A 16,366-nucleotide genomic window follows, 5' to 3' on the forward strand; every position below is an offset into this window, starting at 1 on the left:
GCCGTTGGCGTGCACGTCCCGATGGGCCCACGGTCCGTCGTAGCGGACGGTGGACGGATCGGGCTGCGAATTCGACGACACGCCGAGGGAGCGTAATCGAAGGTCTAGGTCCGGGGCTTGCCGAGTTCGAGCGTGGCGTCGGCCGACGGCTCCTCGGTGTGGCCGAAACCGCTGGGCAGCACGGTCTTCGCCTCCTTCAACGACTCGATGGTCTTCTCCGGGGCGCGCAGCTTGCGCACCTTCAGATAGCCCAGCAGCGCGAAGGCCGCCACCGCCGCGATCATCAGCAGGAACACCACCAGGAACGCGGCCCAGCGGTACAGCCAGTTGTCGAGCAGCTCGGCGAGGAAGAAGAAAAAGAAGAAGGAGCTGAACAGCAGGATGGTCAGCGCCAGGATGAAGTAGACGCTGCCCTGCAGGCCCTTCTTGATCTCACCGGTCACCTCGGCCTTGGCGAGCTCCACCTCGGCGCGCACCAGGGTCGACATCTGCTCGGTCGCGTCGCGGACCAGCGTGCCGAAGGTCGCCGACTGATGGGCGTCGACATCGGACAACGGAATCGAGGTGACGGTGCGGGTGCGGTTCCCGTCGTAGCCGTTACCGCCCTGTGTGAAGCTCAATTGCTCGACCCTTCTCCATGTCCCGGTAGTACTGTCCGGTGTCACTCTTGACTTTGCAGCGCTTGCGCGTCCCGTTGTGCCTGGTGAGCACGCCCACGACGCAACAGTAGCGCCGAACCGGCCAGGGAAGCCGCCAAAGACGTGAGCAACACCGCCGCTTTTGCGAGTTCTGCTTCGGATCCGTCGCCGACGTCTTCCAATGCCAGTTCTGCCACCAAGAGGCTAACGGTGAAGCCGATGGCGCCCAGTACCGACAGGGCGAACATGTCCCGATAACCGAGATCACCGGGCCGTTCCGCGATCCCCAACCGCACGGCGAGCCAACTGGATCCGAAGATGCCGACGGTCTTGCCGATCAGCAGACCGGCGATGATGGCCAGCGACAACCGGTCGGTGAACAGTTTGGACAGCACGGTCGAATCCAGCGGTACGCCCGAGGCGAACAGCGCGAACAGCGGCACGCAGAGGGCGGCGGAGATGGGCTGGAAGAAGTGCTCGAGCCGGGCCGCCGGGACACAGTGCTCGTCCTCGTCGTCGTCCGGTCGCACGCGGGTCAAAAGGCCACAGACGACACCGGCCAGGGTCGCGTGAATTCCGGCCTCGTGCAGGGCGTACCAGGACAGCAGGCCCAGCGGCACATAGATGAGGGGACTGCCGAGCCGGAACTTCTGGGCCAGCGCCCAGCCCGCGAAGCAGGCGATCGCGATGAGCAGCCACAGCATCTTCAGCGTGGTGGTGAACAGCACCGCGATCAGGATGATGGCGATCAGGTCGTCCACCACGGCCAGGCTGAGCAGGAACACCCGGGCGCTGGCCGGAATCCGCGATCCGGTCATGGCCAGCACGGCCAGCGCGAAGGCGATATCGGTGGCGACCGGAATGGCCCAGCCGCGGTCCATGCCCTCCGCGCCCAAGCCGACGGACATGGCGATCAGCGCGGGCAGGACCACACCGCCGATGGCCGCGATGATGGGCAGGGCGGCGCGTTTGCGGTCGGCGAGCTCACCGACCACCAGCTCGCGTTTGAGCTCCAGCCCGGCCACGAAGAAGAAGATGGCCAGCAGGCCGTCCTTGGTCCAGTCGGCCAGCGTCAGGTCCAGATGGAGGGCGGGAATCGCCAGCTTGGTGTCGACCATAGTGGTGTAGCTCGCGCCCCATGGGGAGTTGACCCAGATGAGAGCTCCGGCGGCGGCGATGAGAAGCAGTGCGCCGCCGAAGGTTTCGGTTCTCAGATAGCGGGCCAGCTCAGAACGAACCTGGGCGATCACGGGTGCACCTTTCAGCCGTCGACAAGAACAGCGGCGTGCACACCACTGACGGGATCGACGGCACAACCGCATGCCGACCAGACTTCCCGGCACACCTTTTGCGCAATTCTAACGGTTTGCCGGGAACTTCTTGACCACGCCACCTGCGGAGAGGCCCCGTGACCAGTGGTCACGGGGCCTCTCGGACGGTTCGAGCGCTTACGCCTTTCCGGCGCGAATCGCCTCGAAGACGTTGGGGTCCACCAGGGTTGAGGTGTCACCCAGTTCGCGGCCCTCGGCCACGTCGCGCAGCAGGCGGCGCATGATCTTGCCCGAGCGTGTCTTGGGCAACTCCGGCACCACGTGGATCTCGCGCGGGCGGGCGATCGGGGAGATCTCCCGCGAGACCTCGGCCTTGAGTTCGGCGATCAGATCGTCGCCGGTGTCCTTGGCCTCGGCGGTCAGGATGACGAACGCCACGATGCCCTGGCCGGTGGTGTCGTCCGAGGCGCCGACCACGGCCGCCTCCGCGACACCGGAGTGGCCGACCAGCGCCGACTCCACCTCGGCGGTCGAGATGCGATGGCCCGACACGTTCATCACGTCGTCGACGCGGCCGAGCACCCACAGGTCCCCGTCCTTGTCGAGCTTGGCGCCGTCACCGGCGAAGTACCAGCCCTTGTCGGCGTAGCGGGCCCAGTAGGTGTCCTTGTAGCGCTCGTTGTCGCCCCAGATGCCGCGCAGCATGGACGGCCACGGCTGATCGAGCACCAGGTAGCCATTTGCCTCGGTCTCGCCCAGCTGGACCGGGTTGCCTTCCTCGTCAACGACTTTCGCGGAGATGCCCGGCAGCGGGGTCATGGCCGCGCCCGGCTTGGCCGCGGTGACGCCCGGCAGCGGGGAGATCATGATGGCGCCGGTCTCGGTCTGCCACCAGGTGTCCACGATGGGGGTCTTGTTGCCGCCCACCACATCCCGGTACCAGCGCCAGGCCTCCGGGTTGATCGGCTCGCCGACCGAGCCCAGCAGCCGCAGGCTCGACAGGTCGTGCGCCTCGGGAATCTCGCGGCCCCACTTCATGAACGTGCGGACCAGCGTCGGCGCCGTGTAATAGATGGTGACGCCGTACTTTTCGATGATCTGCCAGTGCCGGTGCTCATCGGGGAAGTTGGGGGTGCCCTCGTAGACGACCTCGGTCGCGCCGTTGGCCAGTGGGCCGTACACGATGTAGCTGTGCCCGGTCACCCAGCCGATGTCGGCCGTGCACCAGTACACGTCCTGACCCGGCTTGTGGTCGAACACGTAGTGGTGGGTGTACGCGGCCTGGGTCAGGTAGCCGCCGGTGGTGTGCAGGATGCCCTTCGGCTTCCCGGTGGTGCCGGAGGTGTAGAGGATGAACAGCGGGTGCTCGGCGTCGAAGGCCTGCGCCTCGTGCTCGGGGGAGGCCAGCGCGACGGTCTCGTCCCACCAGATGTCGCGGCCCTCGACCATCGGGGTGTCCAGGCCGGTGCGGCGCACCACGAGCACGTGCTCGATGGTCGAATCACCCTCGGCGAGAGCCTCGTCCACCGCGGTCTTGAGCGGGGCCGGCTTGCCGCGCCGCCACTGGCCGTCGGTGGTGATGACCAGCCGCGCCTCGGCGTCGTCGATGCGCTGGCGCAGGGCGCTGGGGGAGAAGCCCGCGAACACCACCGAGTGGGTCAGGCCCAGGCGGGCGCAGGCGAGCATGGCCACGATGGCCTCGGGGACCATCGGCATGTAGATGGCGACGCGGTCACCGGCCACCAGGCCCAGGCCGGTCAGGTAGTTGGCGGCGCGCGATACGTCGGCCAGCAGATCGCTGTAGGTGATGGCGCGCGAATCGCCGGGCTCGCCCTCCCAGTGGATGGCGACCTGATCGCCGCGGCCCGCGAGCACGTGCCGGTCCACGCAGTTGTAGGCGACGTTCAGCTTGCCGTCCGCGAACCACTTGGCGAAGGGTGCGTCGTCCCAGTCGAGGACCCGGGTGAAGGGCTGATGCCAGTGCAGACGCTTCGCCTGTTCCGCCCAGAACCCCTCCCGGTCGGCCGCGGCCCGATCGTAGAGAGAGGCATCGCCATTGGCGGCAGCCGCGAACTCAGCGCTGGGCGGGTACGCATCCAGGTGGTCGGCAGATGTATCCGTGGTCATCTCTTCTCTTCTTCTCTCGCGTGCGGGCCGCACGGGGTGACGGCGGCCACGTTCGACCCTAACCGACTGTGACCTGCGTCGTGTTTCGCCGTCTCGATCGGTGGGCGACGGCGTCCAACCTGCCAGGACGGGTATGACCGAACCGTGAACGCGAGGTCCGCGCGGCTGTGCGCTCTGTCACGTAAGGTTCCCGCTTTGTATGGCTCATGTTGCCGGATTGCTAACAAGCTGAACATTCCTGTTTCGATCCGCTGACAACACCGGCGGGGATGGTTACTGTCCGATTCACCCAAGGTGGATTGTTATAACCACCGGTGACCCCGGCTGGTTGTCGCATCCTCCTTCGCACCTTCCTGGACACGGGAGAAAAGCGTTGAGAATCAAGACGATTACGTCGTTGGCCGCCGCGGCGATACTGGCGACCGGCCTCACGATCACCGGCTGCTCGTCCGGAGGCGGAGACGACTCCGGCTTCGTGACGGTCAACGGCGGTGAGCCACAACGACCTCTGGTACCCACGGACGTCAACGAGAACATGGGCGGTCGCGTGACCGACCGGCTCTGGGCGGGCCTGAAGTATTACGACGTCAACGGCACCGCCCGGGACGAGGTGGCGCAGTCCATCGAGACCACCGATCGGCAGCATTACAAGATCAAGATCAAGGACTGGAAGTTCACCGACGGGACCCCGGTGACGGCGAAATCGTTCGTCGACGCCTGGAACTACGGTGCGCTGTCCACCAATGGTCAGCTGCAGAACTGGGCCTTCGAGGGGATCGCCGGATACGACGACGTCCAGGCGAATCCGCCCAAGGCGCAGACGATGTCGGGTCTGAAGGTGGTCGACGACAAGACCTTCACGGTCGACCTGACCAGCCCGTCGATCGACTTCGAGCTGAAACTCGGCTTCGCGCCGTTCTATCCGATGCCCGACGCCTTCTTCAAGGACCCCAAGAAGTTCGGTGAGGCCCCGGTCAGCAACGGCCCCTACAAGTTCTCGACCTGGGAACACAACGTCAAGATCGAAGTACTGCCCAACCCGGACTATCACGGCGGCCGCCCGGCCAAGAACAAGGGCCTGCGCTTCGTGATGTACCAGTCCTACGACACCGCCTACGCGGATCTGTTGCAGGGCAACCTCGATGCGCTCGACATCATCCCCGACACCGCGCTCTCGACCTATGAGAAGGATCTGGGCGACCGGGCCATCCACAAGCCCATCGCCTACAGCCAGCACATCGGCATCCAGCCGACCGTGCCGCACTTCGCCGGTGAGGAGGGCGTGCTGCGCCGCAAGGCCATCTCGATGGCCATCAACCGGGATCAGATCGCGCAGAACATCTTCCACGGCACCCGGGTGCCCTGCCAGGACTTCACCGCGTTCACCCTGCCCGGCTTCAAGAAGGACCTGCCCGGCTCCGAGGTGCTGAAGTTCAACCCGGACGAGGCGAAGAAGCTGTGGGCGCAGGCCAATGCGATCTCGCCGTGGTCGGGCACCTACCAGATCGCCTACAACGCCGACGGCGGCCACCAGGCCTGGGTCGAGGCCGTGGCCAACAGCGTGAAGAACACCCTGGGCATCGACTCGGTCGGCGTGCCGTACCCGACGTTCAAGAACATTCGTGACGAGATCACCAACAAGACCGTCGGCAAGGCGTTCCGCTACGGCTGGCAGGGCGACTACCCCTCCATGTTCGAGTTCCTGACCGCGCTGTACCTCACCGGATCCGGCACCAACAACACCCAGTACTCCAACCCGGAGTTCGACAAGCTGCTGAACCAGGCCCAGGGCGCCGCCACCCCCGACGCCGCCTACAACATCCTGGCGCAGGCGCAGCAGTTGCTGTTCAAGGACATGGCCGATATCCCGATCTTCGACTACAACGTCGCGGCCGGGCGTTCGGACAAGGTGAAGAAGGCGGAGGTGTCCTGGTCGGGACTCTTCGACTTCGAGAACATCGAGAAGTAAACCGCCACACGGGGGCCCGCCGCACCGGCGCGGCCCCCGTTTCTCACACAGGAGCCGAAACATGGCTTGGTATGTAGTGCGGCGGTTGCTCCAGATGATCCCGGTCTTTCTCGGGGCAACGCTGCTCATCTACGCGATGGTGTTCCTGATTCCGGGTGATCCCGTGCAGGCGCTGGCCGGTGACCGGCAGATGACACCGGCGGTGGAGGCGACGCTGAAGGCGCGCTACCACCTCGATCAACCCTTCTACATCCAGTACCTCGAATACCTGAAAGGCATTGTCACCCTGGACTTCGGCACGTCGTTCTCCGGTCGTCCGGTGCGCGACGAGCTGGTGCGGGCCTTCCCGATCACCTTCCGGCTGTCGGTCATGGCCGTCTGCATCGAGTTCTTCTTCGGCGTGATCTTCGGCCTGGTCGCCGGGCTGCGCAAGGGCAAGCTCTTCGACTCCACCATGCTGGTGCTGAGCCTGGTCATCATCGCCGTGCCGATCTTCGTGCTCGGCTTCCTGGCCCAGTACCTGCTCGGCATCAAATGGGGCATCGCGCCGGTGACCGTCGGCTCCAAGGCGGGCATCGGCGATCTGCTGGTGCCGGCGTTCGTGCTGGGGTCGCTGTCGTTCGCCTACGTGCTGCGGCTGACCCGAAACGCGGTGGCGGAGAACATGAGTGCCGACTATGTGCGCACCGCGACCGCCAAGGGGCTGAGCCGCCGGCGCGTCATCGTGGTGCACATCCTGCGCAATTCGCTGATCCCGGTGATCACCTTCGTCGGCACCGATCTCGGATTCCTGATGGGCGGCGCGGTCGTCACCGAGGGCATCTTCAACATCCCGGGCGTGGGCGGCACGCTGTACCAGGCGATCACGCGCGGGGAGCCGCCCACGGTGGTGGCCTTCGTGACGGTGCTCATCGTGATCCTGCTGCTGACCAATCTGATCGTCGATCTGCTCTACGCCGCACTCGATCCGAGGATCCGCTATGCCTGAGCCGCAGACCGAAATCCGGGAATCCCGCGAGATCCGGCCCGGGCAAGAGCATTTCGTGGCGCCGCCCGACGAGGTGGAGGTGCTGGCGACCGACCGGGTCAACGAGGCCGCCGCGCCGACCAGCGTGTGGCGCGAGGCCTGGCATCAGCTGCGGCGCAATCCGATCTTCATCGTGGCGGCGCTGCTGATCCTGTTCATCCTGGTGGTCGCGGTCTGGCCGTCGCTGTTCAGCGGTCAGGATCCGCGGTATTGCAGCGGCGATTTCAGCATGCACCCGCCGTCCTCGGGCCACCCCTTCGGCTTCGACAAGCAGGGCTGCGACATCTACACCAGGACCGTGTACGGCGCACGGGCCTCGGTGGAGACCGGGCTCGGCGCGACCCTGCTGTTCGTGCTGATCGGCGGCACGCTGGGCGCGCTCTCCGGGTACTACGGCGGACTGCTGGACGCGGTGGTGTCACGTATCGCGGAGATCTTCTACGCGCTGCCGCTGACGCTGGCCGCCATCGTGCTCATGCAGCTGCTGCACACCCGCACGGTGTGGACGGTCATGATCACGCTGGCCTCGTTCAGCTGGCCGCAGGCCGCGCGCATCGCCCGTTCCGCGGTCATCCAGTCGCGCAACAGCGAATACGTGACGGCGGCAAAGGCGTTGGGCGTCTCCAGATTCCGGACGCTGATCCGGCACGTGCTGCCCAACTCGACCGGACCGCTCATCGTGGTCAGCACCATCTCCCTGGGCGTCTTCATCGTCACCGAGGCGACGCTGTCCTACCTGGGTGTCGGGCTGTCGCGGCAGATCGTGTCCTGGGGTTCGGATATCGCCGCGGACCAGAAGGAGATCCGCACCTCCGGCATCCTGTTCTATCCCGCGACGGCGCTGGCGCTCACGGTGCTCAGCTTCATCATGCTCGGCGACGCGGTGCGAGACGCGTTGGATCCCAAGGCTCGGAAGAGGTGAGGACATGACCGAACCACTGCTCGACGTCCGCGATTTGAATGTCTGCTTCACCTCCGAGGGCACGCGCGTCCCGGCGGTGCGCGGGGTGAACCTGACGGTGTATCCGGGACAGACCGTGGCCATCGTCGGCGAATCCGGGTCCGGCAAGTCCACGACCGCGCACGCCATCATCGACCTGCTGCCCGGCACCGGCGAGATCACCTCGGGCTCCATCTGTTTCGACGGCAAGGATCTGGCCAAGGCGTCCAAGGCAGACATCGTCCGGGTGCGCGGCAAGGGCATCGGGTTCGTGCCGCAGGACCCGATGTCGAATCTGAATCCGGTGTGGAAGATCGGATACCAGATCCGGGAAACCCTGGAGGCCAACGGGATCGCCAAGGGCAAGGCCGCGCGGGAGCGCGCGGTCGAACTGCTCACCGAGGCGGGCATGCCCGACGCGCAGCGGCGGGTCAACCAGTATCCGCACGAGTTCTCCGGCGGCATGCGCCAGCGCGCCCTGATCGCCATGGGCCTGTCCTGCCGGCCCAAACTGCTCATCGCCGACGAGCCGACCTCCGCCCTGGACGTCACCGTGCAGCGGCAGATCCTCGACCACCTCGACGGGCTCACCGCCGAACTGGGCACCGCGGTGCTGCTCATCACCCACGATCTGGGGCTGGCGGCCGAGCGGGCCGAGCATCTGGTGGTCATGTACCGGGGACGGGTGGTGGAATCCGGTCCGGCACTGCAGATCCTGCGCGAGCCGGAGCATCTGTACACCAAGAAGCTGGTGAACTCGGCGCCGTCGCTGGCCTCCCAGCGGCTGTCGTCGGTGCGCAAACGCGCCGAGGTGCGCGAGCAGGCGGTGCAGGTGGCCGGGCAGCTGGCCGAGACCAATGCCGAATTCGCCAGTGTCCCCGACAATGTGCTGGTCGCCGAGGGGCTCACCAAGGTGTTCCGGATCCGCGGCAACGCACCCTGGAAATCCAGCGAACTCGTTGCGGTGGACGATGTCTCGTTCACGCTCCGGCGTGGCACCACCACCGCCATCGTGGGGGAGTCGGGGTCCGGCAAATCCACTGTGGCGCAGATGGTTCTGGGTCTGCTCCCGCCGACCTCCGGACGCGTCACCTTCGACGGGCGCGAGGTGGCCGCCCTGGATGCCAAGGGCGCCTTCGCGTTCCGGCGTCGGGTGCAGCCCATCTTCCAGGATCCGTACGGCTCCCTGGACCCGATGTACTCCATCTACCGCACCATCGAGGAGCCGCTGCGCACCCACGGCATCGGCACCCCGAAGGAACGGGAGGCCACCGTTCGCGATCTGCTGGACAAGGTCTCGCTCCCGGCCTCGGTCATGCGCCGGTATCCCAACGAGCTCTCCGGCGGTCAACGCCAGCGCGTGGCCATCGCCCGCGCCCTGGCGCTGTCCCCGGAGGTGGTGGTCTGCGACGAGGCCGTCTCCGCGCTCGACGTCCTGGTGCAGGCGCAGATCCTGACCCTGCTCAACGAGCTCCAGGCCGAAATGGGGCTCACCTACCTGTTCATCACCCATGACCTCGCGGTGGTCCGCCAGATCGCCGACGACGTCCTGGTCATGTGTCAGGGCAAGGTCGTCGAGGCGGCGTCCACCACCGAGGTCTTCGACAATCCGCAATCCCCGTATACCCAGCGGCTGCTGGAGGCGATCCCGGGCCGCGACCTGCTCGCGGGATGATCCGGCTGCCGGGTGTCGGACGGCCGCCCGATGCCCGGCAGTAGCCTTCTAACTCGTGACCGACCCGCTGCAGCCCCTCGTCGACCTGCCCGGCGTGCGCGATGCCGCCGACAAGGCCCGTGACGCCCTCGCCGAGGTGCACCGGCACCGGGCCAACCGCCGCGGCTGGCCCACCACCGCCGCCGAGGCCGCCGTGCGCGCGGCCCGCTCCTCGGCGGCCATCGAGGGCGGCACCATCGACCTGCCCGCCGACGGCCGCGTCGAAGACCCCATCCTGGCCGGCTCTCTGCGCGTCGGCCAGGCGCTGGACGCCGAGGCCCTCACCAACCTGGTCGGAGTCTGGCAGCGCGCCCCGCTGCAGGCCCTGGCCCGCCTGCACCTGCTCGCCGCCGCCGACATGGTCGAGGACGAACAGCAGCTCGGCCGCCCCCGCAATGTCCCCGGCGTCGCCGAACGCCTGGACCTGCTGGCCCAAACCCTCACCACCACAAAGGCCCCCGCCCCGGTGATCGCCGCCATCGTGCACGGCGAGCTGCTCTCCCTGCGCCCCTTCGGCACCGCCGACGGCATCGTCGCCCGCGCCGCCTCCCGCCTGGTCGCGGTGTCCAGTGGCCTCGACCCGCACAGCCTCGGCGTCCCCGAAGTCTTCTGGCTCCGCCGCCGCCAGGCCTACCTGGACGCCGCCGCGGCCTTCGGCATGGGAACGGCAGAGGGCGTCGGCGGCTGGGTGATCTTCACCTGCGGCGCACTGGAAGACGGCGCCCGCGAGGCCCGCTCGATCGCGGATTCGGCTTCGGGGTAAATGCCCCTGACCGTGAAATAACCTGTGCGCCAGGTGTTTCCGAAAGGCCCTTGCACATCAGAGCGGGCGGCGTTGTCGCTGAAATTGCGACCTCACCGCCCGCTAGCACGGATCGCCGGGTTACCAAGCGTGCTTCTCGGGTTGTGTTTCTTCGGCCTCGGCGAGCTCTCCAGGATCCGGTGGTTCATCCCCGCATGGATGCGAGGCCCTCGCCGTCGAAATCCCGGATAACGCAGGCCCACAACTACTCGTGCCCTTGTCGCGGCGTGCTCCGCGTGGGTGCCTGGTGTCCGTGCTGGGAAGGGTGGGATGGGAGGTCGAACCTTCTCTTCCGATCCGATCTTGGCCTTCCGTCCTTCCGTGCCTCCATTGTTACCCCGTGACCGCCATCACATCAAGACCTGGGGAAACATTCCGATACTCGGCGTGTCCGGCTGTTTTCCGGTCCGGGCGTTTCCGAAACCGCCGGGCCTCACCCGCGCCGGCGTAATAGCCGATAGGTGAGCGCCCCGGCCGCCAGCGCGCCCAGTCCGACTGCGGCGGTCGCGGCGACCGTGGTGGTCGTCGGGGCCGGGATCCGGGCCCACAGCGAGACCGGGTTCGAGAAGGTGAGGATGGGCCAGCCGCGGGTGGTGGCCTCGCGTCGCAGCGCGCGGTCCGGGTTCACCGCCGTCGGGTGGCCGACTACTTCCAGCATCGGCAGATCGGTGCTGGAGTCGGAGTAGGCGTAGCAGCGCGAGAGGTCGTAATCATATTGCGCGGCAAGCTTTTCGATGGCCTCGACCTTGCCCTTGCCGTAGCAGTAGAACTCGACTTCGCCCGCGTACTTGCCGTTTTCGATGACCATGCGGGTGGCGGCGAAGTGATCCGCACCCAGCGCGGCGGCGATCGGCGCGACCATCTCCTCGCCGGAGGCCGACACGATTATCACGTCGTGGCCTCGAATCCGATGGTCCGCAATGAGATCCGCGGCCTCGGCGTAGATGAGCGGATCCACGATGTCGTGCAGGGTCTCGGCGACGATCGAGCGCACCTGGTCGACATCCCAGCCCGCGCACATCTTGGTGAGGTGCTCGCGCATCCGCTCCATCTGATCGTGGTCGGCGCCCTGGAGCAGGAACAGGAAGTGCGCGTAGCTGCTCTCCAGGACGGCGCGGCGGCTGAGCAGGCCCTGATCCAGGAACGGCTTGCTGAACACGAAGGCGCTCGACCGGGCGATCACCGTCTTGTCGAGATCGAAGAAGGCGGCGACTCGTCCGCGTTCGGCTGTCACGTGGTCCAGGATATGGTTCCGCGGCGCGTCGCGGGAATCTCGGTCGCGGTGGGCGGGTCTCGCGGTTTATCTGCTCTTTTCATGCCGCGCGGCGGCAGTGGTGGCGGCGGTCACTTTCAGCGGGGGAATTGTCCGGGTTAGCCAGGTGGAAGCCGGGCCGTCAGGGCGGGAAAAAGACTCGCCGGGCGGACTTGCAATCCGGCCGGGGCTTGGGTGTAGTATCGCAATTACCTGGACATGGTCCAGGCGCGTTCAGCCCGACCCCCCGGGGCTGAACCCGACGGCCCCAGCCTCCTCCCCCCCCGGCTGGGGCCGTCCTCTATTTCCGGACAGTTCGGATTCTCTTTCGCCCCCCGAGTTCTGCACAGGCCGCGTGTTATCCACACTCGCCGTGAAGGCGCTTTCGCGACATTGTCGTTCGGGCGACGCTGACCAGCATGAACTCCGATGCCGTCACCCCGCCGGCGCTGTCGCTGGTCGCCGATCCCCGTCTGCGCGACGAGATCCGCCGCATCGCCGCCGCGGCCGACCGCCCGCTCGACGAGCGCATGCCGCCGCCGGGCCGCCACGCCTGGGCCGCCGCGTCCGTGATCGTCCTCGATACCGCCGCCGCGCATAGCTGTACATCCGCCGGGCACCCACGCCGTCCCGGAATCCTCCTGGTGACCGATGGCGAGGCGAGTTTGCTCGACTGGCAGGCCGCCACCGCCGCCGGCGCCGAACATGTCATCGAACTGCCCGCCGAGGCCGATGCGTTGATAGCCGCCTTCGCCGCCCACGACGGCCGCCGCCCCGGCGACGGCGCGGTCCTGGCCATCGCGGGCGCGGGCGCCGGGTCCGGCGCCTCGGTCCTCGCCACGGCCGTAGCCCTCACCGCCGCAGGCCGTTTCCGCGACCGCACCCTGCTTGTCGACTGTGCCCCTTACGGCGGCGGGCTCGACCTGCTGCTCGGCCTCGAGACTGTGCCCGGCTTGCGCTGGCCCGATCTCACCATCGAGCGCGGGCGCGTCGCCGCACCGGCATTGCATGCTGCCCTCCCGAACGTCTCCGGCCTGGCCGTCCTGTCGTGTGGAAGGCCCACCCGCGCAACCGAATCCGAGCCCGCCGATGCGGACGCGGTCGATTCCGGCACGGCCACAGAGGGATTCGACGCGGCAGTACCGGCCCTCGCGCCCGCCGCGGTTCGCGCCGTGATCGAGGGCGGTCGCGCCGCAGGTGATCTGGTGGTCGCCGATCTCTCGAGTGATCACGGGGCGTACACCGAGCAGGTTCTCGACAGTGCCGATCTGGTGGTGCTGGTGACGCAGGCCCGGCTGCGGTCGATCGCGGCCGCGAAGTGCGCCGCCGCGTATCTGCGGGTGCGAAACCCGGACGTGCGGTTGGTCGTTCGCGGTCCGGCCCCGGGTGGGCTCTCGCCACGGGAGATCGCGGCGGCGCTCGCGCTGCCACTGCTGGCGGCGGTCCCCTCGCAGCCCGGTCTGACCGAGCGCCTGGAACGGGGCGCGCTCACGGTCCGTCGTCGCGGCCCGTTGCGCACGGCCGCCGAAACCGCGCTGACCGCCCTGTTCTCGGATTATTCGGCGCCTCGCCGCACTCAGGGCCGGTCGGGGGCCGCCTGGTGGCGTACGGCGCACACCGGAGCGCCCGCGCAGCGCGGGACGGACTACGTGAACTCGACGGGGGCTTCGAAATGAGGGGGACGCGGCGCGGTCGGCCCACCGTGCTCGGAGTCTGGCCCGGCGCGCGGCGCGCAGGCGGACGAATCGCATACTGCCGCATTGCCGCTCCCGGAGGCGGGTGGCGGTGGTTCCTGGTCGGCGTCGAGGTCCGCGATGAGTGAGCTGGTGACCGCTGAGCTGCTGGAGCGGGTGCGGGAACGGCTGGCCGAGGGGGCCGTCGATCCGGAGCCGGCATTGGTTGCCGCGGCTATCCGGGCCGAGGCGGGCGGGGTGCTGGCGGACGCGGATCTGTTGCGCGCCTTGCGATTGCTGCAGACCGAGATGACAGGTGCGGGGGTGCTGGAGTCGCTGCTGCACGATCCGGAGGTCGCCGATGTGCTGGTCTCCGGGCCGGATTCGGTGTGGGTGGACCGGGGCCGGGGGCTGCGGCGTACACCGGTGCGGTTTCCGGACGAGGCCGCGGTGCGCAGGCTGGCGCAGCGGCTGGCCCTGGCAGCGGGACGCCGGCTCGACGACGCGCAACCGTGGGTGGATGGTCGGTTGGCGGGAACCGAAGCGGCGCTGGGTGATTCGTTCGGCGTTCGACTGCACGCGGTGCTGTCGCCGATCGCGCACGGCGGCACCTGCCTGTCGCTGCGCGTACTTCGACCCGCCACCCAGGGATTGGACGCATTGGCCGCGGCGGGCGCGGTGTCACCCGACGCGAAAGTCTTGCTGGAGCGCATCATTCGCGCTCGGCTCGCCTTCCTGGTGGTCGGCGGGACAGGCGCTGGAAAAACCACATTGTTGTCCGGACTTTTGGCCAAGGTCGATCCGGCCGAGCGCATCATCTGCGTCGAGGACGCCGCCGAGCTCTCCCCGCCGCACCCCCATGTGGTCCGCCTGGTCGCGCGGCCCGCCAATGTCGAGGGCGCGGGCGAGGTGACCGTGCGCGATCTGGTCCGCCAGGCCCTGCGCATGCGCCCGGATCGCATTGTGGTGGGCGAGGTTCGGGGCGCCGAGGTGGTGGACCTGCTGACCGCGCTGAACACCGGCCACGACGGTGGCGCCGGCACCGTGCACGCGAATTCACCCGGTGAGGTCCCGGCCCGCCTGGAGGCGCTCGCGGCCCTCGGCGGCCTGCCCGCGGCCGCCCTGCACAGCCAGCTGGCGGCGGCGATCCAGGTCGTCCTGCACGTCCACCGGCACCCCGACGGCCGCCGCGTTCTCCGCGAGATCGGCATGGTCACCCCGGTCGACGGCCGAGTCCACATCACGCCCGCCTGGACCGCCGACGCACGCCCGGCGCCGGCCGCCGCCGCCCTCATCGAACTGCTCGACGAAAGGACTCCCGATGAATCCCGCGAGTGAAGACGCCAATTCGCCACGGTGCCAGCAGGATTGCACGACCGGTAACTCGTTGTGCTGCAGTCCGTTCGGTGCGCAGGGCTCGCGATTCCCAGGGCTTCGGCTGGGGTGGCGTCGGGCATGCATGCGACGGGATACCGCCAATTCGGTTGGTGTTGACAATGATTCGAGTACGCAGTCGGGCGGGTGCCGCTGATGACGCCCGGTCTCGGCTCGATGGCTCCGGCGCTCGCCTGCTTCGCCTCGGCTGTTCTGGTCATGCCCCCACCCGCTGCGCATCGGCGTTTCCAGGGGTTGTTCCGGCGGGTGGGTCGTGCACGAAAGATGCATTCCAAGTGGATGATTCGCGCTGCACCATTGCTCGCGGCATCGCTGGTACTCCTGACCGGTCCCGGTCCGGCGATTGCGGCAGTACTGGTGACGGCCACACTCGCCGCCCGGCGTCGACGGGCGCACCGAGATCGGTTGCGGGCCGCCGACTCGGCGCAGCTGCTCGAAGGTCTGGAATCGGTGATCGGGGAACTGCGCATCGGCGCGCACCCCAGCGCTGCGGCTCAGGTGGCGGCGCGGGAGACCACCGGCGAGGTGGCCCGAGCCTTCGCGGTGAGCGCGGCGCGCAGCCGCCTCGGCGGCTCGGGCGCGGAGGGGCTGCGGCGACCGGGCACCGTTGTGGCGGGGGAGTTGTCGCGGGTGGCTGCGGCCTGGCAGGTGGCGGAACGGCACGGTCTCGCCCTGGCCGAGCTGCTGACCGCCGCACGCCTGGATCTGCTCGGCCGCAAGCGTTTCCGTGATCGCACCCGTGCGGCCCTGGCGGGCGCCCGCGCCACCGCGGCGGTGCTGGCCCTGCTCCCGGTGCTCGGCATCGGCCTGGGCGAGCTGATGGGCGCGTCCCCGCTGCATGTCCTGTTCCGTTCCGCGGCGGGAACGGTGCTGTTGCCCTTGGGGTCCGCGCTGACCTGTGCGGGTCTGCTCTGGGCCGACGCCATCACGGACAAGGTGCTGCGATGACCGCCGCGTTCGCCGCGCTGCTGGCCGCCCTCGCCCTGCTCATGCTGCCCGGCCGGGTGGACGCGATACGGCGACTGCGTCGGCTGAGCGAGTCGGCGCCCGGCCTGCAGCCACCGTCCGTCGCGGGGGCCGAGGCGGATCCGCTCGGTGTCGCCTCGGCCCTCGATCTGCTCGCCGCCTGTCTGCGCGCCGGCCTCCCCACCGCCTCGGCGGCCGCGGCCGTGGCGATCGAGGCTCCCGAACCGCTGGCCACCGCCCTGCGCCGGGCCTCGGATCTGCTGGGCCTGGGCGCGGATCCGGCCACGGCCTGGGAACAGGCCACCGCCGGACAGGCCGACGACTCGGTGACCGCCCTGGCCCGCATGGCCCGTCGCTCCGCGCGCTCCGGCACCGGATTGGCCACGGCCGTGGCCGAATTGGCGGAACGTCGGCGCGGCGAGCTCGAGGACGCGGCCGCCGCGCGGGCCGAACGCGCCGGCGTGCTCATCGGCGGACCGCTCGGCCTGTGCTTCCTGCCCGCCTTCCTGTGCCTGGGCATCGTCCCGGTCGTGATCGGCCTGGCGGGCCGGGTCCTTCAGGGCGGGCTGCTGTGACCGTCACCGACGACTGT

At 68.4% G+C, this 16,366-nt stretch carries 13 protein-coding genes; 9 read left to right on the forward strand and 4 right to left on the reverse strand.

Translation table 11 applies throughout. The annotated features are described in order from the left end of the window. Positions 1-104 precede the first annotated feature (104 nt). The 3 genes from ON43_RS01775 to acs all read right to left on the reverse strand — a co-directional run bounded on the left by ON43_RS01775 (position 105) and on the right by acs (position 4,036). Positions 105-620, reverse strand: coding sequence for a phage holin family protein (locus ON43_RS01775; RefSeq protein ID WP_040802759.1), 516 nt, complete (start codon positions 618-620; stop codon positions 105-107). Between the two features lie 41 nt (positions 621-661). Next, positions 662-1,888, reverse strand: a complete 1,227-nt coding sequence (nhaA, locus tag ON43_RS01780) for a Na+/H+ antiporter NhaA (protein ID WP_040802761.1) — start codon at positions 1,886-1,888, stop codon at positions 662-664. Positions 1,889-2,086: 198 nt separating this feature from the next. After that, on the reverse strand, positions 2,087-4,036 hold the full coding sequence (gene acs, locus ON43_RS01785; RefSeq protein WP_040802763.1) for an acetate--CoA ligase: 1,950 nt from the start codon (positions 4,034-4,036) through the stop codon (positions 2,087-2,089). A 373-nt stretch (positions 4,037-4,409) separates the two neighbouring features. On the opposite strand from acs, the gene ON43_RS01790 reads away from it, so the two are divergent. The 5 genes from ON43_RS01790 to ON43_RS01810 all read left to right on the forward strand — a co-directional run bounded on the left by ON43_RS01790 (position 4,410) and on the right by ON43_RS01810 (position 10,449). Then, positions 4,410-6,005 carry a peptide ABC transporter substrate-binding protein gene (locus tag ON43_RS01790; RefSeq protein ID WP_245568434.1) on the forward strand — a complete coding sequence of 532 codons (1,596 nt, stop codon included), beginning with the start codon at positions 4,410-4,412 and terminating at the stop codon, positions 6,003-6,005. 61 nt (positions 6,006-6,066) lie between these two features. Continuing rightward, positions 6,067-6,993: an ABC transporter permease gene (locus tag ON43_RS01795; protein ID WP_040802765.1), complete on the forward strand. Its 927-nt coding sequence runs from the start codon at positions 6,067-6,069 to the stop codon at positions 6,991-6,993. Continuing rightward, positions 6,986-7,954 (forward strand): ABC transporter permease, encoded by a 969-nt coding sequence (locus ON43_RS01800; protein ID WP_040802767.1) that lies wholly within the window; start codon positions 6,986-6,988, stop codon positions 7,952-7,954. The genes ON43_RS01795 and ON43_RS01800 overlap by 8 nt, the downstream gene beginning before the upstream one ends. A gap of 4 nt (positions 7,955-7,958) precedes the next feature. Then, entirely contained in the window at positions 7,959-9,647 is a 1,689-nt protein-coding gene (locus ON43_RS01805; protein WP_051177773.1) for an ABC transporter ATP-binding protein, read from the forward strand. A 55-nt stretch (positions 9,648-9,702) separates the two neighbouring features. Then, the gene (locus ON43_RS01810; protein WP_040802769.1) at positions 9,703-10,449 is read left to right on the forward strand and encodes a Fic family protein; all 747 of its coding nucleotides are present in this window, start codon (positions 9,703-9,705) and stop codon (positions 10,447-10,449) included. Between the two features lie 472 nt (positions 10,450-10,921). On the opposite strand, the gene ON43_RS01815 is transcribed toward ON43_RS01810, so the two are convergent. Then, positions 10,922-11,731: an HAD family hydrolase gene (locus ON43_RS01815; RefSeq protein WP_245568437.1), complete on the reverse strand. Its 810-nt coding sequence runs from the start codon at positions 11,729-11,731 to the stop codon at positions 10,922-10,924. Positions 11,732-12,159: 428 nt separating this feature from the next. Here ON43_RS01815 and ssd point away from each other — a divergent pair, with 428 nt between their 5' ends. The 4 genes from ssd to ON43_RS01835 all read left to right on the forward strand — a co-directional run bounded on the left by ssd (position 12,160) and on the right by ON43_RS01835 (position 16,349). Next, positions 12,160-13,416 (forward strand): septum site-determining protein Ssd, encoded by a 1,257-nt coding sequence (gene ssd, locus ON43_RS01820; protein ID WP_063712471.1) that lies wholly within the window; start codon positions 12,160-12,162, stop codon positions 13,414-13,416. Between the two features lie 138 nt (positions 13,417-13,554). After that, entirely contained in the window at positions 13,555-14,751 is a 1,197-nt protein-coding gene (locus ON43_RS01825; RefSeq protein ID WP_040802773.1) for a TadA family conjugal transfer-associated ATPase, read from the forward strand. 192 nt (positions 14,752-14,943) lie between these two features. Further along, entirely contained in the window at positions 14,944-15,756 is an 813-nt protein-coding gene (locus tag ON43_RS01830) for a type II secretion system F family protein (protein WP_245568435.1), read from the forward strand. Next, the gene (locus ON43_RS01835) at positions 15,753-16,349 is read left to right on the forward strand and encodes a type II secretion system F family protein (protein WP_040802777.1); all 597 of its coding nucleotides are present in this window, start codon (positions 15,753-15,755) and stop codon (positions 16,347-16,349) included. Before ON43_RS01830 ends, ON43_RS01835 begins: the two co-directional genes overlap by 4 nt. Positions 16,350-16,366: the final 17 nt, after the last annotated feature.

The sequence above is a fragment of the Nocardia concava NBRC 100430 genome (genome assembly GCF_000308815.1).
GTDB classification, from domain to species: domain Bacteria; phylum Actinomycetota; class Actinomycetes; order Mycobacteriales; family Mycobacteriaceae; genus Nocardia; species Nocardia concava.

What these genes read in the sequence shown, in the direction of transcription:
- acs (WP_040802763.1), bottom strand. Translation starts at nt 4,036, where the DNA reads ATGACCACGGATACATCTGCCGACCACCTGGATGCGTACCCGCCCAGC.
- ON43_RS01795 (WP_040802765.1), top strand. Translation starts at nt 6,067, where the DNA reads ATGGCTTGGTATGTAGTGCGGCGGTTGCTCCAGATGATCCCGGTCTTT.
- ON43_RS01830 (WP_245568435.1), top strand. Translation starts at nt 14,944, where the DNA reads ATGACGCCCGGTCTCGGCTCGATGGCTCCGGCGCTCGCCTGCTTCGCC.
- ON43_RS01800 (WP_040802767.1), top strand. Translation starts at nt 6,986, where the DNA reads ATGCCTGAGCCGCAGACCGAAATCCGGGAATCCCGCGAGATCCGGCCC.
- ssd (WP_063712471.1), top strand. Translation starts at nt 12,160, where the DNA reads ATGAACTCCGATGCCGTCACCCCGCCGGCGCTGTCGCTGGTCGCCGAT.
- ON43_RS01805 (WP_051177773.1), top strand. Translation starts at nt 7,959, where the DNA reads ATGACCGAACCACTGCTCGACGTCCGCGATTTGAATGTCTGCTTCACC.
- ON43_RS01835 (WP_040802777.1), top strand. Translation starts at nt 15,753, where the DNA reads ATGACCGCCGCGTTCGCCGCGCTGCTGGCCGCCCTCGCCCTGCTCATG.
- ON43_RS01825 (WP_040802773.1), top strand. Translation starts at nt 13,555, where the DNA reads ATGAGTGAGCTGGTGACCGCTGAGCTGCTGGAGCGGGTGCGGGAACGG.